We start from the raw sequence: 22370 nt of genomic DNA, 5'->3' as shown, positions 1-22370 counted from the left end.
GCCGGTCAGGCGAGCGACGCCGCCGCCCGCACCTGGCCGACCACGCCCTCGCCACCGCGCACCGGTGTGAGCTGCCACCGGGACAGCACCTCGGCCGGCACGCCCAGGCGCTGCAGCCCGGCGGTCAGCGCGGGCAGCCGCCCGCGGTCGCCGCCGTCGTCCAGCTTGAGCGCCACGGCGCCGGCGCCGGGCAGGGCGGCGACGTGCACGCCGTCGGCGCCGCCCTTCACCAGCAGCTCGGGCACGCCCTGCATGAGCTCGGTGTCGTCCCGTCCGGTGCCGGCCACCAGCCAGGGGTGGGCACGCATCGCGTCGGCGACCAGCCGGCCGGGCGTGCCCGGTTCGGCCTGCACCAGCGAGAGCACCCCGCGGGCCAGCCCGGTCAGCGACAGGGCGTGCTGGGGCGCGCCGCAGCCGTCGACGACGACGGCGCTGACCGGCTCCCCGGCCGCCTCTCCCAGCCGCGCCTCGATCGCCTGCTGCAGCGGGTGCTCCTGAGCGAGGTAGCCCTCGGTCGGCCAGCCCGCGGCCACGCAGGCCGACAGCATCGCGGCGTGCTTGCCCGAGCAGTTCATCGCCAGCCGGTCGGGCGCCCGCCCGGCCACCAGCCACTGCGCCCGGGTGCCCTCGTGCTGCGGCAGCGCCGGCGGACAGCCCAGGTCGCCGGGCCCCAGCCCGGCTCCGGCCAGCAACTGGGCGGCGAGTTCGCTGTGCCCGTCCTCTCCGTTGTGCGAGGCCGCGCCGAGGGCCAGCTCCCGCTCGTCCCGGGGGCGCCAGCCGGCCTCCAGCAGCGCCGTCGCCTGCACCGGCTTGTTCGCCGAGCGGGGCAGCACCGGACGGCGGACGTCGCCCACCTCCAGCAGCGGGGCGCCCGCGGCGTCCAGCACGACGAGCGAGCCGCGGTGCACCGACTCCAGGAACCCCGAGCGCCACACCTCGACCAGCACCGGCGAGCCCGGCCAGCCCGTCGTCATGGGCGGTGCCGCGACTCGTCGGCGAGCAGCTGGGCGACGTCGGCCAGGCCGTCCCGGTAGCGCCGGCCCAGCTCCCCGGCCAGGGCGTCCATCACCTGCTGCACGCCGCGCCGGCGCTCCGACAGGCTGCGCTCCCCCTCGCCCAGCGCCCGCGCCGCGCGCTCGAGCTGGTCGTCGGGCAGCGCCGGGACGTCGGAGAGGTCGACCCCGGGAGCCAGGCCGTTCACCCAGTGCTCGTGCTGCCCGGAGTCGGTGGGCTGCACCGTCTGGTGGCGACCCAGGCCGTGCGCGGGACCCCGGCCCTTCTCGGCGAGGATCTCCGGCAGCAGGTCGACCAGCGAGCGGCCGTCGTGCTCGGCGCGGCGCTGCAGCTCCCGGCGGACGATGTCCAGCCGGCCCTGCAGCAGGCGGCGCGTGTAGGAGAGGTCGACCTCCGCCTGCTCGGCCTGCTGGCGCAGCGCGCGGACCTCGCTCATCGGCAGCTGCTCCACCCCCTCGAGGAAGGACGGGTCGAGCAGTGCGTCGACGGCGGCGCCGCCGGCAGCGGTCGGGCTGGTCACGGGGCGACCTCCACGGGGGTGTGCTGGACGGGGTCAGTGGCGCCGATGCCCAGCAGCTGCCGGGCCTGCACCGGGGACAGCAGCGGACGCTGGGCGATCCGGGCGAGCCCGGCCGCGCGCGCCACCAGCTGGGCGTTGTCGCGCACCGGCTCGCCCGGTGCGTAGCTGAGGGTGTCCTCCATGCCGACGCGCAGGTGCCCGCCAACCACCTCACGCACCCGGGGCAGGTCGAGCGTGGGACGGGTGTCGGCGTCGCGGACGTGCAGGTGCAGGACGGCGGCGCCGAGCGCCTGGCAGTCCCGGGCGGTGGCGACGACCTCATCGACGGTGACCGGCAGCGCCGGCACGTCGGCCTTGGCCGACTCCGCCCCGGTCGGGGCGAGGGTGATCAGAGTCCCCTCGACGCCGCCGGCAGTGCTCACGCCCGCATCGTCGCAGACCGCACGGCCTTCACCCGGTTCCGGGCCGCCGCCACGTCGGCGTCGACCTCCTGCGGCCCGTCGTCGGGGTCGATCCCGGCGACGGCCTCGCCGACGTGCAGCGCCGCGTCCGGGGCCACGGACTGCTTCACCAGGGCCAGCGCGATCACGCCGAGCTCGTGGTGGCGCACCACCGTGCCGACCCGGCCGACCTCACGACTGCCGGAGGTGACCGGCGTGCCCGGGGCGGGGAGCGTCTCGCTCATCCCGTCCAGGTGCAGCAGCACCAGCCGCCGCGGCGGGCGGCCCAGGTTGTGCACCCGGGCGACCGTCTCCTGCCCGCGGTAGCAGCCCTTGTCCAGGTGGACGGCGGTGCGCAGCCAGGGCAGCTCGTTGGGGATGGTGCGGTGGTCGGTGTCGATGCCGGCGCGCGGGCGGCGGGCCTCCACGCGCAGCGCCTCGAACGCGTCCAGCCCGGCCGGCACGGCGCCGGCGGCGAACAGCTCGTCGGCGCGGGCGGCCAGCTCGGCGCGCGGCACGAGCAGGTCGACGACCGCGGCGCTCCCGTCGCCGATCGCGGGCGACCGGCGGGCCCAGCCGCCGGCGGGCAGCGGGACGACGGCGTGCTCGGCGGCCGGGACGGGCCAGCCGGCCGCGGTCAGCACCGCGTCGGCCCGTGGCCCGGCCAGGCTCAGCAGTGCCCAGGCGTCGGTGACCAGCGCCGGCTCCACGCGGAGCATGAACCGCATCTTCTGCAGCCACTCGGCCAGCGCGGCACCTGCGCCGGGCTCGGCGTCGGCCCAGGTGGTGCCGGCCAGCTCGGCGAGGACGACGTGGTGCTCCACGTGCCCGTTGGGACCCAGGAACAGCGCCTCGGTGCCGGTGCCGTCGGCCAGCTCCCGCAGGTGCTGGGAGCTGAGGTCGTGCAGCCAGGTCAGCCGGTCGGCGCCGGTCACGGTCAGCACGTCCCGGTCGCTGCGGTCGACCAGCCCGGCTCCCTCGGCCAGGCGGCGCTGCTCGGGCAGCGGCTCGCCGTAGTGCGCGGCGACCGTGCCGGTGCCGCCGTCCGGGAGGGCGAGCGCGACGGCGCCCGGCCGGGACAGCAACGGGGAGGGGATGGTCATGAGTGCTCCGTCCGGATCGTGTCGGCGCAGGCCCGGCAGGTGCCCGACAGCGCCACGTGGCCCACGTCCAGCGTGAAACCCAGCTCGGCCCCCAGACGTTCCGCGGCGCCGTCGAGCACCGTCGGGTCGACCGAGCTGATCTCCCCGCAGGTCTGGCAGACCACGTGCACGTGCCGGTGCTGCTGGCCCGCGTGGTAGATCGGGGCGCCCTTGCCCAGGTGGGTGTGCCAGACCAGGCCGAGCTGCTCGAGCAGCTCGAGGGTCCGGTAGACCGTGGAGGTGTCCGGGGCGGCGCCGTCCGGGCCGGCCTCGGCCCGCAAGCGCGAGCTGATGTCCTCCGGGGTGCCGTGCGAGAGCGCGGTGACGGCGGCGAGCACCCGCTGGCGCTGGGTGGTCAGCCGCAGCCCCCGGGCCCGCAGCTGCTCGGCCAGCGGCGCGGTGATCGGCTCCTCGGACACGCCGCCAGCCTAGGACCGCCGTACGGCAGGGTGGAGCCGTGACGAGCACGCGCGTGGCGGTCTGGCAGGACGGCGGGGCCCGGGTGGTCGACCCCACCCAGCCGGTGGTGAGCGCACTGGACCTCGGCCTGGGGCGGGGCGACGGCTGCTTCGAGTCGGTGCTGGTGACCGGCGGGGCGACCCCGCAGCTGGCCGGGCACCTCTCCCGGTTGCGCCGCTCGGCGGCGCTGATGGAGCTCTCGCACCCCGGCGACGACGCGGTGCGCGCGGTGGTCGGCGCGCTCGTCCCGGGCTGGCCGGCCGAGGTCGACGGCGCCTGCCGGGTGTTCCTCACCCGCGGGCTCGGCGACGGCACCCCGCCCACGCTGCTCGCCCTGCTGGCCCCGGTGCCTGCGGAGACGCTGCGCCAGCGGGAGCAGGGGGTGGCGGTGGTGACCCTCACCCTGGGCCTCTCCGCCGACGTCCGGGCCGCCTCCCCGTGGCTGCTGGGCGGGGCGAAGACCCTCTCCTACGCCGTCAACATGGCCGCGCTGCGCGAGGCCCACCGGCGCGGCGCCGACGACGTCGTCTTCACCGCGCTGGACGGGCAGCTGCTGGAGGGACCGACGTCGACCGTCGTCTGGGCCGCCGGCGGGCGGCTGCACACCCCACCGGCGGAGACCGGGATCCTCGCCGGCACCACCCAGGCGCGGCTGTTCGCCGCCGCGGAGGCCGACGGCTGGCCCACTGCGGTCACCCCCGGGACGGTCGCGGACCTGCACACCGCCGAGGCGGTCTGGCTGCTGTCCGGGATCCGCGGCGCCACGGCCGTCGTCCGGGTCGACGGGGTGGCGCGGGGGGACGGCGGGCTGACCACCCGGGTGCGCGAGCTGCTGGCCGGCTGAGCGGCGATCACGCCGGAAGTGATCCCCGTCCCCGGTAGTGTGGTGAGGAGGTGCGCCGGGAAGTCTGGTCGGCAACGTCCTTCCCGACCCCGCACAACGGAGCCGCCACGTGAGCAACCCCACCCGCCTGTTCAGCCGGGGGTCCTACCCGGAGGCGACGCGGATCGCCGGGGTCCTGCGCAAGGAGACCGTCGGCGGGGCCCTGCTGCTGGTGGGCACCGTGATCGCGCTGATCTGGGCCAACTCGCCGTGGTCCGAGGCCTACGAGTCGCTGCGCGACACCCGGGTGGGCCCCGAGTCGCTGCACCTGGACCTCACCCTCGGCACCTGGGCCGCCGACGGGCTGCTGGCGATCTTCTTCTTCGTGGTCGGGCTGGAGCTGAAGCGCGAGTTCGTCGCCGGCGACCTGCGCGACCCCCGCCGTGCAGTCCTCCCCGTCGCGGCCGCAGTCGGCGGCATGATCGCCCCGGCCCTGCTGTTCGTCCTGGTGAACCTGGGCACCGGTGACGGCGCCCTGCGCGGCTGGGCCATCCCCACCGCCACCGACATCGCGTTCGCGCTCGCCGTCCTGGCCGTCATCAGCACCCACCTGCCCACGGCGCTGCGCACCTTTCTGCTGACCCTGGCGGTGGTCGACGACCTGCTGGCCATCACGGTGATCGCCCTCTTCTACACCTCCAGCCTGGCGCTCACGCCGCTGGTGCTGGCGCTCGTCCCGCTCGCCGTCTTCGGCTTCCTGGTGCAGAAGCGCATCCGGTCCTGGTGGCTGCTCCTCCCCCTCGCCGTCATCACCTGGGTCCTCGTGCACGAGTCCGGCGTGCACGCCACGGTCGCCGGGGTGCTGCTGGCCTTCACCGTGCCCGTGGTGCGCAGCCCGGCCGCCGGCGGGCCGGAGGCCGGGCCGGGCCTGGCCGAGCACCTCGAGCACCGCATCCGTCCCGTCTCCGCGGGCTTCGCCGTCCCGGTGTTCGCCTTCTTCGCCGCGGGTGTGACCATCGGCGGCTTCTCCGGACTCGTCGAGTCGCTGTCCGACCCGGTCGCCATCGGCATCGTGGTGGGCCTGGTCGCCGGCAAGACGATCGGCATCACCGGCGCCACCTGGCTGGTCTCCCGCTTCACCCGCGCCGAGCTCGACGAGTCGCTGGGCTGGCCCGACGTCATCGGGTTGGCCATGCTCGCCGGGATCGGGTTCACCGTCTCGCTGCTCATCGGCGCGCTCGCGTACGGCGAGGGCTCGCTGCGCGACGAGCACGTGAAGGTCGGCGTCCTCGTCGGAACCCTGACGGCGGCCCTGCTGGCCTCGATCCTGCTGAAGATGCGCGACCGCCGGTACCGCGCGATCACCGCGATCGAGGTGGCGGACCGCAACCGGGACGGCGTGCCCGACGTCTACCAGACCCAGGACGGGCGCACGATCCACACCGTGGACGACAAGGCCACCCACGACCCGGACTGGGAGGACGCCCCGCCGCCCGGGCGCACCGTCGGCCCGTCCGCCGACAGCTGAACAAATGCCGTTGCCGACCGCCGAAACCGGTCGTACCGTCTCAGGTACACGAGAGAGGAGGTGGTCCGAAAGTTGCATACGTTCAGGACTCGTGAGGTGGCTGTCCGCTAGCCGCCGTCCAGATGGGCCGCCCGTTCAGGCACTGCCGAAGACCGGCAGGAACTGAACGACGGCAATCCCGCCCGTCCGTCGCACGGCGGCGAGCGAGAACCGGACAGTCACCCGACCCCCGGGCCGCCGACCGTTGTCCAGTCGGCCCGCGTGCAGCTCCCCGCTCCGGCGGGTTCAGCGCAGCGGAGCAGCCCGGGGGTTGTCCGTTCCCTGGGGAGACTCGACGCCGTGCAGTTCGCCGGGCGCGCGGTCGCGCTGGACACCACCGCGGGCCTGTGGCTTGCCGAGTCCGCCCGGAGCGCCCGCCCGGAGACCGTGGCCGCACTGGTGCCCACCGGCTTCCCGGCGCTGGCCCGGGTCTTCCACCCCGCCGTCCGCTACGTCGGGGACGACGACGTCGAGGTCCCCTGGTCCTCCGTCGCCGCCGCCAACGGCACCGCCGCCCACCCGCTGATGCAGTGGGGTTCGGTCACCGGGGCGATGGACTACTTCGAGAACGACGACCAGGCCCCGCTGTGGCACGGCGCCCCCGCCCGCGGGCACCTGCCCGTGCCGGTCGCCGAGCGCCTGGTCGAGGTGCTCACCCGGTACACCCGCACCCCCGACGTCTGCTGGTTCGGCGTCGCGCTCGGCGGCGCGGTGATCACCGACCACCCCACCCTGACCGTGGCCGACCGGGAGTACTGGCTGGTCAACGGGCCCGTGTCGCTGGCCGCGGAGAACTTCGCCGCCGAGCCCTACGAGCAGAGCGCCAACCTGTGGTGGCCGGCCGACCGGGCCTGGTGCGTGGCCACCGACATCGACCTGGTCACCACCTACGTCGGGGGCAGCACGGCCTGCATCGCCGAGCTGCTCGAGCTCCCGGAGCTGGAGACCGCACCGGCCACCGCCACCGACCGCACCACCTGGGACGCCGACGAGGTCAACCCCGTCCCCGCCGACGCCCCCGACTGAGCCGAGGGCAGAAATGGCCATTTCTGCCGCGCCGCGCGACCGTCACGCGCCGCCCGAGGGCAGAAATGGCCATTTCTGCCCTACAGCCGGGCGAGCTCGGCTTCCAGGTCGTCGAGGCCCAGGCTGCCCTGGGAGAGGGCGGCCATGTGCCAGGCCTTGAGGTCGAAGCCGGCACCGCGGGCCTGCTGGGCGGCCGCCCGGCCGGCGAGCCAGGCCCGCTCCCCCAGCTTGTAGCTGATCGCCTGCCCGGGCATGCCGAGGTAGCGCACCAGCTCGCTGTCCAGGAACTCCGGGGCGCGGCCGCAGAAGTCGCCGAAGAACGCGCGGGCCAGCTCCGGCGTCCACGGCTCCCCGCCGTGCCCGGCGATCGAGCCCGTGACGTCCTCGGGGATGGGCAGCTCCAGGTGCATGCCGATGTCGATGACCACGCGGACGGCGCGCATCTGCTGCGCGTCCAGGTAGCCCAGCCGCGCGCCCGTGTCGCCCAGGAAGCCCAGCTCGTCCATCAGCCGCTCGGCGTAGAGCGCCCAGCCCTCGGCGTTCGCGCTGACCATGCCCAGCGAGGTCTGGTAGGTCGACAGCTCACCCGAGACGTAGGCCCACTGGGCCAGCTGCAGGTGGTGGCCGGGAACGCCCTCGTGGTACCAGGTGGAGACCAGGTCCCACAGCGGGAAGCGGTCCTTCCCCAGGGTGGGCAGCCAGGTGCGGCCGGGCCGGGAGAAGTCCTGCGTGGGCCGGGTGTAGTAGGGCGCGGCGGCGCTGCCCGGGGGCGCGATCATCGCCTCGACCCGGCGCACCGGCTCGGCGATGTCGAAGTGCACGCCGTCGAGCGCGTCCACCGCCTCGTCCATCATGGTCTGCAGCCGCTGCCGGATGGCCTCGACGCCCTCGACCGCCTCGCCGTGCTCGTTGAGCCAGCGCATCGCCTCCATCGGCGTGCTGCCCGGCAGCACCAGCTCGGCCAGGGTGCGCTGCTCGGCGAGGATCCGCTGGTGCTCGGCCCAGCCCCAGGCGTAGGCCTCCTCGAGGCCACCGTTCGCGCCGAGGTCGCTGCCGTTCCAGGACCGGGCGAAGCGGGCGTACCGCTCGCGGCCCACGGCGTCCGGCGTCCCCTCGGTCTGCGGGGCGTACTCGTCGCGGAGGAAGTCGCGCACCTCGGCGACGGCGGCGTCGGCGGCCTGCGCAGCGGCGTCCAGCTCACCGCGCAGCTCGTCGGGGCCAGCGGCCACCAGGCCGGCGAAGTACGGGCCGGTCAGCCACTCGTCGAGCTGGCCGACGACGGTCTCCACCTGCCGCGGCGCGGCGAACAACCCGCGGGCCGCACCCGCGGACAGCGACGCGCGGTAGCCGCGGTAGGCCTCGGGCACCCGGGCCAGCCGCCGCGCCAGCACCGCCCAGTCCTCGGTGCTCCGGGTCGGCATCAGCGAGAAGACCTGCCGGATGGAGTGCACCGGGGAGAACAGGTTGGACACCGAGCGCAGGTGCTCGCCGGCCTCGTGCAGGTCCAGGGCTGCGGTCAGCCGCTCCCGGAGCAGCCGGGCACAGCGCCGCTCGACCGGGTCCTCGGCCAGCGCCGGGTCCTCGGCCAGCACCCGGTCGAGCTCGGTGAGCGTGCGGCGGATCAGCTCCGCCTCCGCCTCCGCACCGGCGGGGCTGGTGTCCGGCAGCCGGTCGTCGCCGGGCCGGGTGCCCAGGCCGGTGGCCACGAGCGGGTCGAGGTCGGAGATCGCCTCGACGTAGGCGTCGGCGACCTGCCGCGGGGTGCGGGGCGCGGGGCTGGTCACGGTCAGCGGATCCTCTCCAGGCGGGCGGACATGGTGGGCCGCAGCGGCTGGTCGCCGGCAGCCCGGTCGATGGCGTACATCAGCGCGCCGTCGACGATCCCGTAGAGCCGGGTGGCGCGGCTGGTGTCGGGGTGGTCGGGGGTGCGGGCCAGCACGTCGCTGACCAGCTCCCAGCTCGTCGTCGTCCGCGCCGTGCCCGCGTAGATCTCGACCAGGCCGGCCGGGGAGGCGACGAGCACCTCCACCTCGTCCTCCCCGCGTGGGCGCCAGAAGCCGGTCTCCCGTTGGTCGGCGCCGACGACCTCGCCGTCGTCGCTCAGCCGCCAGGTGCGCGATTCGTAGAAGAGGAACCCCCGGCCGTCGTGGGCGAAGCGGACCCACTGACCGAAGCGGTGGTCGCCGCCGGACCCGGCGGCCTGCCCCTCACCGTGCCACTCCCCCAGCAGCGGGAGCAGGGACAGCAGCTCGTGGGCGACCTCCGGGCCCTCGCGGACGTCGACGGTGTCGGGCACCGGGAGCTCGGTCGGGCCGCTGGCCGGCTGCGGGGGCAGCCCCGGCGGCGTGGGCGCGGTCATCGGGCGCGCTCCGGACGTGCGCGGCGCGTCAGCCGCCACGCGGACGCCGCGCAGCCGACGGCGGTCAGCGCGGTGCACGCCACCAGGAACCAGGCGGAGAACAGACCCATGGGGCCACGCTATCCGCGCGCTCCCACGCCGGCTCCCGCGGCCCCGTCCTGGGCCGCCGACCAGCTCTGCACCGTCGTCCGGACGACGTCACCCCAGGGCGTCGCGGTCAGCCCGAACGTCGCCGTCGTCTCGGACGCGTCCAGCACGAACTCCTGGTCCCACTGGTGCCGGATCGCCACGATCTCGCGCATCAGCGGGACGGCGAGCCCCGCGGCGCGCAGCACCGGCCAGGGGGTTCCGGTGACCCTGGCCGGCGGTGCACCCATGGCCCGGGCCAGGTCGGTCAGCGCCTGCCGCTGGGAGAGAGGCGCGGAGCTGGGCACGTGCCAGGCGCGCCCCCAGGACCGGTCGTCACTGCCCAGCGCGACCAGGGTGGCCGCGGCGTCGGGCACGTTGGTCCAGCTGCGCGGGACGTCGGGGTCCCCGATCACCCAGGCCCGCTTGCCGCGCTGCAGGACCGCCAACTGCCGCATCAGGTGCGACTGGGCGGCAGGGACACCGGGCCCGACGAAGTCCGACGCCCGAGCCTCGGTGACCCGCACCCGGCCGGCCTGCTGCGCGGCGAGCGCATCGGCCCACATCTGCGCCCGCAGCCGCCCCTTGACGTCCGTGGCCGCCAGCGGGGTCTGCGGCGTCATCGGGCCGGACGGGCGGCCGTACCCGTAGAGGTTCCCCATGATCACCAGCCCGGCACCGGCGCGCTCGGCGGCGGTCAGCAGCGCGGCGGCCAACGGCGGCCAGTCCTGCGGCCAGGTCGTGTACCTGGGCGGGTTGACCGCGTTGTAGACGACGTCGGCCCGCCCGACGGCACGCGCCAGCGCGTCGGCGTCGGCGGCGTCCACGGCCGCGTGCCGGACGGCATCGGTGCTGGTGCCGCCGCTGCGGGAGAGCACGACCACCTCGTGCCCCTGCTCCGCCAGCAGCCGGGCCGTCGCCGAACCGACCGGGCCCTTGCCGACCACCACGTGTCGCGCCATGTCCCCTCCAGGGAGCTCGTGCGAGAGCGGTGCTCTCGTCGACGCCGACGATGACCCCTCCGCCGGGCGCTGTCAAGAGCACCGATCTCCCTTGTGATCGACGCTCTCGGAATGGCACGATCGGCCCCGTGCCCCCGACCGCCCGCGAGCGCGCCCGCGCCGAGCTGACCGAGGAGATCACCGCGCTGGCCCGCGCCCAGCTGGCCACCGTCGGCGCCGCCGGGCTGTCCCTGCGGGCCGTCGCCCGGGAGCTGGGCATGGTGTCCTCGGCGGTCTACCGGTACTTCCCCAGCCGCGACGACCTGCTCACCCGGCTGATCATCGACGGCTACGACGCCCTCGGGGAGGCAGCCGAGCGGGCGGACGACCCGACGGCGCTGCCGATGACCCGGTGGCTCGGGATCTGCCGGGCCGTGCGCCGCTGGGCCCTGGCGCACCCGCACGAGTACGCCCTGCTCTACGGCTCCCCCGTGCCCGGCTACCGGGCGCCGCGGGACACCGTCCCGGCGGCCGCCCGGGTCGGGGCGGCGCTGGGCAGGGTGCTGGGCGACGCCGCCCGCGCCGGGGCGTTGGCCCCGGCGACCGGCCGGCCGACCGGCACGGTCAGCCCCGACGTCATCCCGGTGCTGGGCGGGGAGCACCCGGCGATCGACGACACCGTGCGCGCGCGTGGACTGCGCGCGTGGAGCGGTCTGTTCGGCACGATCAGCTTCGAGCTGTTCGGTCACTTCGTCGGCTCGGTGACCGATCCCGACGCCTTCTTCGACGACGCGATGCGCGACCTCGCCGGGCTCGTCGGCCTGCCGGAGGGCTGAGCGGTGCCGTTCACCGGCAGCCACCCCGCCGCCGTCCTGCCCTTCCTGCGCACCCCGCTGCCCGCCTCGGCGCTGGTGGCCGGCAGCATCGCCCCCGACCTGCCGTACTACGCGCCGGTGCACCCCGGGTTCGCCACGCACACCGCGCTCGCCGTGGTCAGCGTGGACCTGGCGCTCGGCGCGCTGCTCTGGGCGCTGTGGCACGGGGTGCTGGCGGCACCGGCCCTGACGGCGGCCCCGGCCGGGCTCCGCGGCCGGCTGGCCGACGTCTCGCCCGGCCTGTGGCGGCGGCTGCGCACGCCCGGGCAGGCGGCGCTGGTGGTGGCCGCCCTGCTGGTCGGCGCCGCGACGCACGTCCTGTGGGACGAGTTCACCCACCCCGGCCGGTGGGGCGCCGAGCACCTCGCCGTGCTGCGCGACACGTGGGCCGGCCTCCCCGGGCACCGGTGGGCGCAGGAAGGCAGCGGGCTCGCCGGCCTGGTCGTCCTGCTGGCCTGGCTGGTGGTGTGGTGGCGGCGGACGGCTCCCGCCCCCGCGCCGGACCGTCGGGGCTGGTGGGCGCCCTGGCTGGCGGTGGCGACGGCCGGCGTCGCTGCTGGGCTGACGGCCGTCCCCGGAGCGGCCGACCTGCGCTCGGCGGCGGTCGACGCCGCCTTCCGCGGCGGAGGTGTGGCCGCCGCGGCCGCGCTCGTGCTGGCGCTGGGGTGGTGGGCGCGCCGGTGGGCACACGACAGCGCCCGTCCCGGCCGGAGCCGGAACGGGCGCTGACCGGCCTGCTTCCTGGGACCCGCCCTGAGCTTGCGAAGGGCGGGGAGGAAGGAGGTCCTTACGCGATCGCGAGGGTGGTCTCGTTGAGGCCCACCTCGGCGTCGACCGAGCGCTCGGCGCGGCCCACCGGGGCCAGCGTGCGCAGGGTCCAGGTGCCCGGCGCCGCGAAGAACCGGAACTCACCCTCCGGGCTGGTCACCACCTCGGCGGTGAACTCGCCCGTCGCGTCGAGCAGGCGCACGTAGGCGCCGGCCACCGGGGAGCCGTCGTGCCAGACCGAGCCCTGGATCACCGTCTGGGTGGTCAGGTCGATCCCGGCCAGGGCACCGCCCTGCTTCGGGGCGCCGCACATCTCAGGCGCCCTTCGCGATCGGGACGCCGACCAGCGAGCCGTACTCGGTCCAGGAACCGTCGTAGTTCTTGACGTTCTCCTGGCCCAGCAGCTCCCGCAGCACGAACCAGGTGTGGCTCGAGCGCTCGCCGATGCGGCAGTAGGCGATGGTGTCCTTGCCGCTGTCCAGGCCGGCGTCCTCGTAGAGCTTGCGCAGCTCGTCGTCGCTCTTGAAGGTGCCGTCCTCGTTGGCGGCCTTGCTCCACGGCACGTTGATCGCGCTGGGGACGTGGCCGGGACGCTGGGCACCCTCCTGCGGCAGGTGCGCCGGGGCGGTGAGCTTGCCGGAGAACTCGTCGGGCGAGCGGACGTCGACCAGGTTCTGCGCGCCGATCGCGGCCACGACCTCGTCGCGGAACGCGCGGATCGAGGTGTCGGGCTCGGCGGCCTGGTACTGGGTGGCCGGGCGCTCGACGGCGTCGGTGGACAGCGGTCGGCTGTCCAGCTCCCACTTCTTGCGGCCACCGTCGATCAGCTTGACGTCACGGTGCCCGTAGACCTTGAAGTACCAGTAGGCGTAGGCGGCGAACCAGTTGTTGTTGCCGCCGTACAGCACCACGGTGTCGTCGTTGCTGATGCCCTTGGCCGACATCAGGGCGCTGAAGCCCTCGCGGTCGACGAAGTCGCGGGACTCGGCGTCCTGCAGGTCGGTCTTCCAGTCCAGCTTGACAGCGCCCTCGAGGTGGCCCCTGTCGTAGGCGCTGGTGTCCTCGTCGACCTCGACGAAGACGATGCCGGGGTCGCCCAGGTGCTCCTGGGCCCAGTCGGCGGTGACGAGCACGTCGCTACGGCTCATGGGTGCGGTTCCTCCATCGGATGGGTGGATGGTGCGCGATCTGCGGTGCGTTCGCGGGGCCGGTACCCACTCGACCGCCGGCACACGGGCTCGGACGGGAGGGGACGGCGGAGGCCGGCGGGGAGGGGGCCTCAGCAGGCCGGACAGAGGCAGCTGCCGACGCGGCACAGGTCGACTGTGCGTCGCGAGGTCAGCAGGGTGCCCACGGCTGCCGAGGGTAGCGGATCACCGGACGCGTGGGACATGGGCGTCGACCAGGGCGGTCAGCTCCTGCGGGCGCGGCGCCCCGGAGAGCCGTGCGACCACCGCCCCGGACCGGTCCAGTGCGATGAGCGTCGGGGTCACCCGCACCTCCAGAGCGCGCACCGCCTCCAGGTGGCTCTCGGCGTCGACGTGCAGGTGCCGCAACCCCGGCCGGGTGCTCTCCAGCTGCCGCAGTCGGGCACGCGTGGCGCGGCACGGCCCGCAGAAGGCGGTGGAGAACTGCACGACGGTGAGGTCGGCCTCCGACGGGCGGGCGTCGAGCGCCGCCAGGACGGCGAGCGACTGCGCGGGACCGGTCACCTCGGGGGAACGCCGGCCCACCACGGGCGCATTCCGCCGCGCTGGTCAGCCCCGCAGCACGGTGTCGGTCGCCTCGACCCGCACGCGGACGCCGTCGTCCTGCGGGTCCACGCCGGTGAGCTCCAGGCCGAAGGGCAGCTCGGGCACGGTGTAGCGGAAGTCGAGCAGGTCGGTGGCCCGGTCGACGACGGCGCCGGGGACGTCGATGCCGACGGCCGACGCCTCCGCGACGTCGACCACCAGGTCCTGACCGTCGAGGGAGACCGTGCCGGTCGCGGTGACCGGGAACTCGACCCCGAGCACGTCCAGGGTGCGGGTGATCTCCAGCCTGTCGCCCCCGGCCGGGCGCAGCGTGGTGTCCCCGCCCAGCTGCTGGCTCAGCAGCGCATAGGACAGCGTCGCCGTTCCGTCGACCCGCTCCACCGGGATCTCCTGCACCGATCCGGAGACGACGTCGGACAGCGGCACCTCGACGCCGCGCAGCACCACGTCGGCCGAGGTGCCGGCCGGCTGCCCCAGCTCCTCGGCGGCGGCCTGGATGCGCACCTCCTCGTAGCGGCCGGCGACCGCCTGGGTCAGGAACGGGAACCCGGCGATGTCCACCTCCGGCTCACCCGAGAGCCCACCCCGCTCGACGAGCTGGCCGGCCACCTGGTCCTCGGCCACGGCCACCCCCACCCGGTCGGCGAGGACGAGCAGTCCGGCCAACAGGAGGAGCAGCACCAGGAGCGTCCGCATCGCCGCTCAGCCCGTCGCGTAGAGGGTGAGCGCGTACGCGAAAGGCGCCGCGGCGGCGAAGGGGAGCAGCGCCTGCACGACCGGGAGCGCCCAGCTCGGCTCCCCGCGCTCGACCACGACGTAGGAGGCGCCCACCGCGGTCAGCGTGGCCACCCCGGCCAGCGTCACCCCGTACATCGCGGCCCAGAGCTGCTCCACCAGCGGCCCCCCGCCGCCGGCCAGCAGGGCGACGGCGACGCCCGCCAGCACGGCCAGCACCAGGCCGACCAGGCCGCGGGGCACCCCGGGAGCCAGCAGCGGGCGGGGCAGCAGCAGGTCGACCAGGTGGCCGACCACGAGGGCCGCGCCCACCACGATCGCCCCGGTGGTCGCCGCCGTCGGGCCGTCGTCGATCCGCGCGACGCCCAGCTGCACCGCGAGGGCGCACACCGAGCACAGCAGGAGCAGCACCCCGGCCAGCGAGGCCACCAGGTACAGCCGCGGCGCGGGGCGGGTCATCTGGTGGACGACGGCGGCCAGGAAGCCCAGCCCGAGGACGACCAGCAGCCCGTCCAGCTCGGGGCGCTCGGGCAGCAGCAGCGCGACGTCGGCGCCGGCGGCGACGAGCACCCCCAGCAGCACCGACCCGACCGCCCCGCGGATGCCGGTGGCCACCACCCAGCCGGCGACCAGGGCCGCCTGCAGCACGGCGACAGCCGCCACCCGACCGGGCGTGCCCAGCAGCTCCGGCAGCCCGGCCAGCAGCGTGGCCGCCACGACCACGCCGAGGGCCGCCGGGAGGTGGTGGCGGCGCGACGACAGCTGCGACGACGGCAGGGTGTCGGGCGCGGCGGAGGTCACCCGCTGATCGTCCCAGAGACCGCCGTCGCCGTCGGGGCACCCCGGCGCGACGTGTCGGCGGCACCGACGGCCGCCACCGCCCAGCGGCCGATCCGCTCGGCCAGCGGCGCGGTCACGCCGTTCTCCGCGTGGCCCATGCCCGGCTCCACCCAGACCGTGGCCGTCGGGCCGGCCGCCTCGGCCAGGGTCCGGAAGTGCTCGAGCGGGAAGTACTCGTCCCGGTCGCCGTGCACCAGGAGCAGGGGGAGCGGGGCGATGGCCGCGGCCACGCGGACCGGCGCGAGCGGCAGCACGGCCCACGGCACCCCGAGCCGCAGCCCGAGCGCGCGCCCGGCCAGCCACCGGCCCGGCGCCGTCTCCAGCAGCCAGTGCACGCGCCGCATGGGCGGGGTGTCCCGGACGTACCAGCGGCTGACCGCGCTGACGCCGACCACGGCGTCCGGGCGGTGCGCGCCCAGCGCCGCCTGCCGGAGCACCACTCCCCCGCCCATGGAGAAGCCGACGGTGACGACCGGGCCCGCGGCCACCTCCCGGGCGGCGCGGACCGCGGCGTCGACGTCGCACACCTCGGGGTCCCCGCCGACGGTGGTGGTGCCGCCGGAGCGGCCGTGCCCGCGGAAGTCGACGGCGCGCACGTCGCCGAAGGCCCGCAGCCAGCCCACCAGCCGGCGGAACGGCGCGGCGTCGACGGAGCCGCCGAACCCGTGCGCCAGCACGAACGTCGGCCGCCCGGCGGGCGCCCCCGGCAGGGCGGGTGCGGAGAACCCGGCGAGCTGCACGCCGTCGTCGGTGCGGACCCGCAGCAGCGCGCCGTCGCTCGGGAGGGTGGACCGTCGCCGCACGTCCGCTATCCTGCCTGCTCACCTCGACATCGGCGTCGACGGCCCGCCAGATGGCAGCACGGTGAGGAGACCCCCATGCGACTCGTGCTCATGACCTCGGCCCGGCAGGCGACGACCGAGGTGCTGCCGGCCCTCGGGCTGCTCGCCCACCAGGTCCGCGTCGTCGCCCCCGAGCTGTCCAGCCTGCTCGACGGCGACGCCGGCGACGTGGTCCTCGTCGACGCCCGGCACGACCTGGTCTCCGCCCGCACGCTCTGCTCGCTGCTGGCCTCCACCGGGGTCGCGGCCTCGCTGGTCGCCGTCCTCTCGGAGGGCGGCCTGGTCGCACTGTCGGCCGACTGGGGCGTCGACGACGTGGTGCTCGACACCGCCGGCCCGGCCGAGGTCGACGCCCGGCTGAAGTGGGCCACCGCCCGGCGCCTGGCCGCCGCCACGCCGGTCGACGGCGGCGGCGACGGCGGGGTGACCAAGGCCGGCGAGCTGGTCATCGACGAGCACAGCTACTCCGCCAAGCTCCGCGGCCGCCCACTCGACCTGACCTACAAGGAGTTCGAGCTCCTCAAGTACCTCGCCCAGCACCCGGGCCGGGTCTTCTCCCGCGCGCAGCTGCTGCAGGAGATCTGGGGCTACGACTACTTCGGCGGCACCCGCACCGTCGACGTCCACGTCCGCCGCCTGCGCGCCAAGCTCGGCACCGAGCACGAGGCGCTGATCGGCACCGTGCGCAACGTGGGCTACAAGCTCGACCAGCAGGTCGCCGACGCCACCGCCGCGGCCCACGTGGCCGCCACCGACACCGGCGCGCCGGTCTCCTGAGCGGCGTGCGCGGCACGGCCACCGACGTCACCGACGCCGACCGCCTCCCTCCGGAGGCCGTCGCCGAGGTGCGGGCGCTGCTGGGGGCGGCGCTCACCGCCGACGGCGTCCGGCCGGTGTCGGAGGAGGCCGAGCTGCGACTGCAGCACGGCGGTCCGGCCGGCGGCCGGGACGTCGTGGCCCGGGCGGCCGACGGCTCCCTCGTGGGCTACGCCCGGCTCGAGGTCGCCCCCGGCGAGCCGGAGGCGGAGGCGGAGCTGGTGGTCGCGCCGGCCGCCCGGCGGCGCGGCATCGGCACCGCACTGCTGGCCCACCTCGAGACGCTGGCCGACGACCGGCCGTTGCGCGTCTGGGCGCACGGCGAGCGGCCGGGCTCGGCCGAACTCGCCCGGACCCGCGGCTACGAGCGGGCCCGGGTGCTGCTGCAGATGCGCCGCCCGCTCACCGACGTCGACCCCGACCCGCAGCCGGCGCTGCCGCCGGGTGTCACGGTGCGCGCCTTCCGCCCGGGCACCGACGAGGCCGCCTGGCTGCGCGTGAACGCCCGCGCGTTCGCCACCCACCCGGAGCAGGGCCGCTGGACCGCCGAGGACGTCGCGCTGCGCGAGGCCGAGCCGTGGTTCGACCCGGCCGGCTTCTTCCTGGCCTGGGAGGGCGACCCCGACGACGGCGGCCGGCTGCTCGGCTCGCACTGGACCAAGGTGCACCCCGCCGGGGAGGCCGGGCCCGACCCGGTGGGCGAGGTCTACGTGCTGGGCATCGACCCCGACGCGCAGAGCATGCGGCTCGGCCGCGCGCTGACCGACCTGGGGCTCGCCCACCTGCGGCGCCTGGGGCTGGACACGGTGCTGCTGTACGTCGAGGAGGACAACACCGCGGCGGTGCGCCTCTACGAGCGCAGCGGGTTCGTCCGGCACGCCGTCGACGTCGCCTGGCGGCGCGCGCCCGACCACTCCTGAGCCCCGCCCGGCCACGACGCGCTCGAGAGTGAGCCAGGCCACGCATTACCGTAACGACGAGATAACGGCCACCTCGCCACGGGCTCGTTCACCCGTTCGACGTACAGCGTCCGTCATGTCGTGGTCCAACTCTCGGTGTGCGTTCACCGCTCGTTCACCGAGCCACCCGGATCCGTCCACCTGGCCTGCTTAGCGTGCTGTCACGTTCGAACCGCACTGCCCGGCTACGACGTCCGGGCACCCCCCAGTCGAAAGGCACTGAGTTGAAGCTCAGCACGACGACGCGCGCCACGGCGCTGTCCGCAGCGCTCGCCGCCACCCTCGCCCTCGCCGCCTGTGGCGCCTCGAACGAGGGCGGTGACACCGACGGCGGCACCGCCAGCGAGCAGCTCAGCGGCACCCTCGTCGGGGCCGGGGCGAGCAGCCAGCAGGCCGCCATGCAGGGCTGGACCGCTGGATACAACAGCGTTCAGCCGGAGGTCACGGTCAACTACGACCCGATCGGGTCCGGCGGCGGTCGGGAGCAGTTCCTGGCCGGCGGCACCGACTTCGCCGGCTCGGACGCCGCGCTCGACGAGGAGGAGCTCGCCCAGGCCGAGGAGCGCTGCAGCGACGCCGGCATCTTCGAGCTGCCGAACTACATCTCGCCGATCGCGGTCGTCTACAACCTCGAGGGCGTCGACGAGCTCAACCTCTCCCCCGAGGTGGTCGCCGGCATCTTCAACCAGCAGATCACCAACTGGAACGACCCGGCCATCGCGGCGGACAACCCCGACGCCGAGCTCCCCGACCTGGCCATCACCCCGGTCAACCGGTCCGACGAGTCCGGCACCACGGAGAACTTCACCGAGTACCTGGCCGCCGCTGCGGCCGAGGCGTGGCCGCACGAGCCCAGCGGTGACTGGCCGGTCTCCGGCGGCGAGGCCGCCCAGGGCACCTCCGGCGTGGTCAGCGCCGTCGGCGCCGGCAACGGCAGCATCGGTTACGCCGACCTGAGCCAGGCCGGCGACCTGGGCGTGGCCAGCATCGGGGTCGGCGAGGAGTTCGTCGAGCCCACCGCCGAGGCCGCCGCCGCCGTGGTGGAGAACTCCGAGACGCTGGAGGGCCGCGGCGAGTACGACTTCGCCATCGAGCTCGCCCGCGACACCACCGAGTCGGGCAACTACCCGATCGTGCTGATCAGCTACCACGTCGGCTGCATCGAGTACGAGGAGCAGGAGACCGCCGACCTGGTCAAGAGCTTCATGGGCTACGTCATCAGCGAGGAGGGCCAGCAGGCCGCGGCCGAGGCCGCGGGCAGCGCGCCGATCTCCGACAACCTGCGCGAGCAGGCACAGGGCGCGATCGACGCGATCACGACCGCCAGCTGACCGAGTCGGTCACCAGCGCGCCGCGGCGGCCCGGAGTGTCCAGCCAGACACCCCGGGCCGCCGTGGTGCGTGATCCACTGCACCCACCCCAGCACCCAGCACCACGAGCCCCTCGGAGCGATCGGTGACCTCCACCACCAGCGCACCCCCCACCCGGCAGCAGCCCAAGCGCCGGCCGGGCGACCGCGTGTTCGCCGGCAGCGCCAAGGGCGCCGGCATCCTCATCCTGGTCATCCTGGCCGGGGTGGCCGTCTTCCTGATCAGCGAGTCGGTCCCGGCGCTGACGGCGTCGGCGGACGAGATCCCCGGTGACGGTGGCCTGGCCTCCTACATCGGGCCGCTGATCTTCGGCACCCTGCTCTCCGCGGTGATCGCCTTGCTGGTCGCCACGCCGCTGGCGGTGGCGATCGCGCTGTTCATCACCTTCTACGCGCCGCGCAAGCTGGCCGCCGGGCTGGGCTACGTGGTCGACCTGCTGGCCGCCATCCCGAGCATCGTCTACGGCTTCTGGGGCATCGCCTGGTTCGCTCCCCGACTGGTGCCCTTCTACCGCTGGCTCGAGGAGAACCTCGGGTTCATCCCGTTCTTCACCGGGCCGGTCTCCTCGAGCGGGCGCACCATGCTGACCATCGGCCTGGTGCTCGCGGTGATGATCCTGCCGATCGTCAGCGCCATCTCCCGCGAGGTGTTCAGCCAGGTGCCGACGCTGCACACCGAGGCCGCCCTCGCCCTGGGCGCCACCCGCTGGGAGATGATCAAGATGGCGGTCATCCCCTACGGCAAGTCCGGCATCATCGGCGGTTCGATGCTCGGCCTGGGCCGCGCCCTCGGTGAGACCATGGCCGTGGCGATCATCCTCTCCGGCTCGGCCGCCGGGATCACCTGGGCGCTCATCACCAGCGCCAATCCGCAGACGATCGCGGCCAACATCGCGCTGGAGTTCCCGGAGTCGACCGGACTCGCCGTCAACACCCTGATCGCCAGTGGCCTGGCGCTGTTCGTGATCACCCTCCTGGTCAACATGCTCGCCCGGTGGGTCGTCAGCCGCCGGGCCGACTTCTCCGGAGCGAACTGATGAGCACCTCCACCCAGCAGTCCAGCGCCGGACCGGCCACCTCGGCGCCGTCCCAGGGCGCCCTGGGCGGCCACGAGAAGCAGGCGCCGTGGGTGCCCTGGGCGGTGTTCGGCGCAGCTGCCGTCCTCGCGCTGGCGATCGGGCTGCTGACCGGCTGGAACATCGTGCTGTTCGTCATCTACACGGTGGTGCTGGGCACGCTGGGCACCTACCTGCTCTCCCGGGTGACCGAGGGCTCGCGCAAGGCGACCGACCGGCTGATCACCTGCCTCGTGGTCAGCGCCTTCGGGATCGCCATGGTGCCGCTGGTCTCACTGATCTACGAGGTGGTGCGCCGCGGGGCGGAGCGCTTCGACGCCGAGTTCTTCACCGCGTCCCTGCAGGGCGTCATCGGCCCGGGCGGTGGCGCATACCACGCGATCATGGGCACGCTGATCATCACCGCGCTCACCACGCTGATCTCGGTGCCGATCGGTCTGATGACCGCGATCTACCTGGTCGAGTACGGCTCCGGCCGGCTCAAGCGGTCGATCACCTTCTTCATCGACGTGATGACCGGCATCCCCTCCATCGTCGCCGGCCTCTTCGCCTACGCGCTGTTCGTGCTCATCTTCGGCCCGGGCATCCGGCTGGGGATCATGGGCGCGGTGGCGCTGTCGGTGCTGATGATCCCGGTGGTCGTGCGTTCCGCGGAGGAGGTGCTGAAGCTCGTCCCGAACGAACTCCGTGAGGCCGCCTACGCCCTCGGCGTCCCCAAGTGGCGCACGATCCTCAAGGTGGTCATCCCGACCGCCATCGCCGGCCTGGCCACCGGCGTCACCCTGGCCATCGCCCGGGTCATCGGCGAGACCGCGCCGCTGCTGATCACCGTCGGCATCACCAACGCCACCAACTTCGACCCGTTCGACGGGCGGATGGCGACCCTCCCGGTCTACGCCTACTACCAGCTCACCCAACCGGGCGTGCCACCACAGGAAGGGATCGACCGGGCCTGGACAGCCGCCCTGGTGCTCATCATCCTGGTCATGGGCCTCAACGTGGCCGCCCGCCTGATCAGCCGCCTCTTCGCCCCCAAGACCAGTCGCTGACCCGGAACCCGGAGGATCACCACGTGGCCAAGCGCATCGACGTCTCCGACCTCGACATCTACTACGGCAACTTCAAGGCCGTGGAAGGGGTCAACCTCTCCATCGAGCCGCGCAGCATCACGGCGCTGATCGGTCCCTCGGGTTGTGGCAAGTCCACCTTCCTGCGGGCCCTCAACCGGATGCACGAGGTGATCCCCGGCGCCCGCGTCGACGGCAAGGTCGTCATCGAGGGGCAGGACCTCTACGGCTCCGACGTCGACCCGGTCGACGTCCGCCGCCAGATCGGCATGGTCTTCCAGCGGCCGAACCCGTTCCCGACGATGTCGATCTACGACAACGTCGCGGCGGGCCTGCGGCTGAACGCCAAGAAGACCAGCAAGAGCGACATGGACGACCTGGTCGAGCGCTCGCTCAAGGGCGCCAACCTCTGGGCCGAGGTCTCCGACCGGCTTAACCGCCCCGGGTCGGGACTCTCCGGTGGCCAGCAGCAGCGGCTGTGCATCGCCCGGGCCATCGCCATCGAGCCCGAGGTGCTGCTCATGGACGAGCCGTGCTCGGCGCTCGACCCGATCTCCACCCTCGCCGTCGAGGACCTGATGATGGAGCTGAAGGAGCGCTTCACCATCGTCATCGTCACGCACAACATGCAGCAGGCCGCCCGGGTCAGCGAGACCACCGGGTTCTTCAACCTCAACGGCGTCGGTCAGCCGGGGCGTCTCATCGAGTACAACCCGACCGAGAAGATCTTCAGCAACCCCGACCAGAAGGCGACCGAGGACTACATCTCCGGCCGCTTCGGGTGATCGCAGTCTGATCTCCGCCTGATCCGCTCGCCGACGCCCCCGGCGCGGCGCCCTCACCGGCGCCGCA

Annotated in this window: 26 protein-coding genes; 11 read left to right on the top strand and 15 right to left on the bottom strand. The window is 74.6% G+C overall.

Going from position 1 to position 22370, the window contains the following annotated elements; genetic code table 11:
* Positions 1-5: 5 nt before the first annotated feature.
* The 5 genes from ACI79Y_RS08155 to ACI79Y_RS08135 are packed head-to-tail and all read right to left on the bottom strand — an operon-like array spanning position 6 to position 3535.
* On the bottom strand, positions 6-974 hold the full coding sequence (locus tag ACI79Y_RS08155; RefSeq protein ID WP_457157988.1) for an asparaginase: 969 nt from the start codon (positions 972-974) through the stop codon (positions 6-8).
* Positions 971-1534 (bottom strand): RsiG family protein, encoded by a 564-nt coding sequence (locus ACI79Y_RS08150; RefSeq protein ID WP_457157987.1) that lies wholly within the window; start codon positions 1532-1534, stop codon positions 971-973. The genes ACI79Y_RS08155 and ACI79Y_RS08150 overlap by 4 nt, the downstream gene beginning before the upstream one ends.
* On the bottom strand, positions 1531-1956 hold the full coding sequence (locus ACI79Y_RS08145; protein WP_457157986.1) for a 3-keto-5-aminohexanoate cleavage protein: 426 nt from the start codon (positions 1954-1956) through the stop codon (positions 1531-1533). The genes ACI79Y_RS08150 and ACI79Y_RS08145 overlap by 4 nt, the downstream gene beginning before the upstream one ends.
* Positions 1953-3077 (bottom strand): CAF17-like 4Fe-4S cluster assembly/insertion protein YgfZ, encoded by a 1125-nt coding sequence (gene ygfZ / locus ACI79Y_RS08140; protein ID WP_457157985.1) that lies wholly within the window; start codon positions 3075-3077, stop codon positions 1953-1955. Before ygfZ ends, ACI79Y_RS08145 begins: the two co-directional genes overlap by 4 nt.
* Positions 3074-3535, bottom strand: a complete 462-nt coding sequence (locus ACI79Y_RS08135) for a Fur family transcriptional regulator (protein ID WP_457157984.1) — start codon at positions 3533-3535, stop codon at positions 3074-3076. Before ACI79Y_RS08135 ends, ygfZ begins: the two co-directional genes overlap by 4 nt.
* A 38-nt stretch (positions 3536-3573) precedes the next feature.
* Here ACI79Y_RS08135 and ACI79Y_RS08130 point away from each other — a divergent pair, with 38 nt between their 5' ends.
* The 3 genes from ACI79Y_RS08130 (at position 3574) to ACI79Y_RS08120 (ending at position 6991) form a co-directional block, all read left to right on the top strand.
* Positions 3574-4419 carry an aminotransferase class IV gene (locus tag ACI79Y_RS08130; protein ID WP_457157983.1) on the top strand — a complete coding sequence of 282 codons (846 nt, stop codon included), beginning with the start codon at positions 3574-3576 and terminating at the stop codon, positions 4417-4419.
* Positions 4420-4528: 109 nt separating this feature from the next.
* Positions 4529-5926 carry a Na+/H+ antiporter NhaA gene (nhaA, locus tag ACI79Y_RS08125; protein WP_457157982.1) on the top strand — a complete coding sequence of 466 codons (1398 nt, stop codon included), beginning with the start codon at positions 4529-4531 and terminating at the stop codon, positions 5924-5926.
* A 339-nt stretch (positions 5927-6265) separates the two neighbouring features.
* The gene (locus tag ACI79Y_RS08120) at positions 6266-6991 is read left to right on the top strand and encodes a hypothetical protein (protein ID WP_457157981.1); all 726 of its coding nucleotides are present in this window, start codon (positions 6266-6268) and stop codon (positions 6989-6991) included.
* 80 nt (positions 6992-7071) lie between these two features.
* Here the strand turns inward: ACI79Y_RS08120 and ACI79Y_RS08115 are convergent, their stop codons facing one another.
* From ACI79Y_RS08115 to ACI79Y_RS08105, 3 genes are all read right to left on the bottom strand, one after another.
* On the bottom strand, positions 7072-8775 hold the full coding sequence (locus tag ACI79Y_RS08115) for a DUF885 domain-containing protein (RefSeq protein ID WP_457157980.1): 1704 nt from the start codon (positions 8773-8775) through the stop codon (positions 7072-7074).
* Between the two features lie 2 nt (positions 8776-8777).
* Positions 8778-9350 (bottom strand): FABP family protein, encoded by a 573-nt coding sequence (locus ACI79Y_RS08110; RefSeq protein ID WP_457078806.1) that lies wholly within the window; start codon positions 9348-9350, stop codon positions 8778-8780.
* A 119-nt stretch (positions 9351-9469) separates the two neighbouring features.
* Positions 9470-10438 carry an NAD-dependent epimerase/dehydratase family protein gene (locus ACI79Y_RS08105; RefSeq protein WP_457157979.1) on the bottom strand — a complete coding sequence of 323 codons (969 nt, stop codon included), beginning with the start codon at positions 10436-10438 and terminating at the stop codon, positions 9470-9472.
* A gap of 128 nt (positions 10439-10566) precedes the next feature.
* On the opposite strand from ACI79Y_RS08105, the gene ACI79Y_RS08100 reads away from it, so the two are divergent.
* Both ACI79Y_RS08100 and ACI79Y_RS08095 read left to right on the top strand, forming a co-directional pair.
* Positions 10567-11253 carry a TetR/AcrR family transcriptional regulator gene (locus ACI79Y_RS08100; RefSeq protein ID WP_457157978.1) on the top strand — a complete coding sequence of 229 codons (687 nt, stop codon included), beginning with the start codon at positions 10567-10569 and terminating at the stop codon, positions 11251-11253.
* Positions 11254-11256: 3 nt separating this feature from the next.
* On the top strand, positions 11257-12021 hold the full coding sequence (locus ACI79Y_RS08095) for a DUF4184 family protein (RefSeq protein WP_457157977.1): 765 nt from the start codon (positions 11257-11259) through the stop codon (positions 12019-12021).
* A gap of 58 nt (positions 12022-12079) precedes the next feature.
* Here the strand turns inward: ACI79Y_RS08095 and ACI79Y_RS08090 are convergent, their stop codons facing one another.
* The 7 genes from ACI79Y_RS08090 to ACI79Y_RS08060 form a co-directional block, all read right to left on the bottom strand.
* Positions 12080-12373: a DUF1416 domain-containing protein gene (locus ACI79Y_RS08090; RefSeq protein WP_457157976.1), complete on the bottom strand. Its 294-nt coding sequence runs from the start codon at positions 12371-12373 to the stop codon at positions 12080-12082.
* Position 12374: 1 nt separating this feature from the next.
* On the bottom strand, positions 12375-13208 hold the full coding sequence (locus ACI79Y_RS08085) for a sulfurtransferase (RefSeq protein WP_457157975.1): 834 nt from the start codon (positions 13206-13208) through the stop codon (positions 12375-12377).
* A 131-nt stretch (positions 13209-13339) separates the two neighbouring features.
* Entirely contained in the window at positions 13340-13453 is a 114-nt protein-coding gene (locus ACI79Y_RS08080) for a putative leader peptide (RefSeq protein WP_457157974.1), read from the bottom strand.
* Positions 13434-13772 carry a thioredoxin family protein gene (locus tag ACI79Y_RS08075; protein ID WP_457157973.1) on the bottom strand — a complete coding sequence of 113 codons (339 nt, stop codon included), beginning with the start codon at positions 13770-13772 and terminating at the stop codon, positions 13434-13436. The genes ACI79Y_RS08080 and ACI79Y_RS08075 overlap by 20 nt, the downstream gene beginning before the upstream one ends.
* A 45-nt stretch (positions 13773-13817) precedes the next feature.
* Complete coding sequence (locus ACI79Y_RS08070) at positions 13818-14510, bottom strand: LmeA family phospholipid-binding protein (protein WP_457157972.1); 693 nt, start codon at positions 14508-14510, stop codon at positions 13818-13820.
* Positions 14511-14516: 6 nt separating this feature from the next.
* A complete protein-coding gene (locus ACI79Y_RS08065; RefSeq protein WP_457157971.1) occupies positions 14517-15350 on the bottom strand; it encodes a hypothetical protein in 834 nt (277 codons plus the stop codon).
* Positions 15347-16192, bottom strand: a complete 846-nt coding sequence (locus ACI79Y_RS08060; protein WP_457157970.1) for an alpha/beta hydrolase — start codon at positions 16190-16192, stop codon at positions 15347-15349. The genes ACI79Y_RS08065 and ACI79Y_RS08060 overlap by 4 nt, the downstream gene beginning before the upstream one ends.
* A 75-nt stretch (positions 16193-16267) precedes the next feature.
* Here ACI79Y_RS08060 and ACI79Y_RS08055 point away from each other — a divergent pair, with 75 nt between their 5' ends.
* The 6 genes from ACI79Y_RS08055 to pstB all read left to right on the top strand — a co-directional run bounded on the left by ACI79Y_RS08055 (position 16268) and on the right by pstB (position 22303).
* The gene (locus tag ACI79Y_RS08055) at positions 16268-17008 is read left to right on the top strand and encodes a winged helix-turn-helix transcriptional regulator (protein WP_457157969.1); all 741 of its coding nucleotides are present in this window, start codon (positions 16268-16270) and stop codon (positions 17006-17008) included.
* Positions 17009-17013: 5 nt separating this feature from the next.
* Positions 17014-17967 (top strand): mycothiol synthase, encoded by a 954-nt coding sequence (gene mshD, locus ACI79Y_RS08050; RefSeq protein ID WP_457157968.1) that lies wholly within the window; start codon positions 17014-17016, stop codon positions 17965-17967.
* 263 nt (positions 17968-18230) lie between these two features.
* Positions 18231-19337, top strand: a complete 1107-nt coding sequence (gene pstS / locus ACI79Y_RS08045; RefSeq protein WP_457157967.1) for a phosphate ABC transporter substrate-binding protein PstS — start codon at positions 18231-18233, stop codon at positions 19335-19337.
* A 124-nt stretch (positions 19338-19461) separates the two neighbouring features.
* Positions 19462-20412: a phosphate ABC transporter permease subunit PstC gene (gene pstC, locus ACI79Y_RS08040; RefSeq protein ID WP_457157966.1), complete on the top strand. Its 951-nt coding sequence runs from the start codon at positions 19462-19464 to the stop codon at positions 20410-20412.
* On the top strand, positions 20412-21500 hold the full coding sequence (pstA, locus tag ACI79Y_RS08035) for a phosphate ABC transporter permease PstA (RefSeq protein ID WP_457157965.1): 1089 nt from the start codon (positions 20412-20414) through the stop codon (positions 21498-21500). The genes pstC and pstA overlap by 1 nt, the downstream gene beginning before the upstream one ends.
* A gap of 23 nt (positions 21501-21523) precedes the next feature.
* Positions 21524-22303, top strand: coding sequence for a phosphate ABC transporter ATP-binding protein PstB (gene pstB / locus ACI79Y_RS08030; protein WP_457157964.1), 780 nt, complete (start codon positions 21524-21526; stop codon positions 22301-22303).
* Positions 22304-22370: the final 67 nt, after the last annotated feature.

The sequence above is a fragment of the Modestobacter sp. SYSU DS0875 genome (assembly GCF_054050915.1).
Note: the sequence above shows the minus strand (reverse complement) of the source record. Positions and strands in the feature narration are given on the sequence as shown.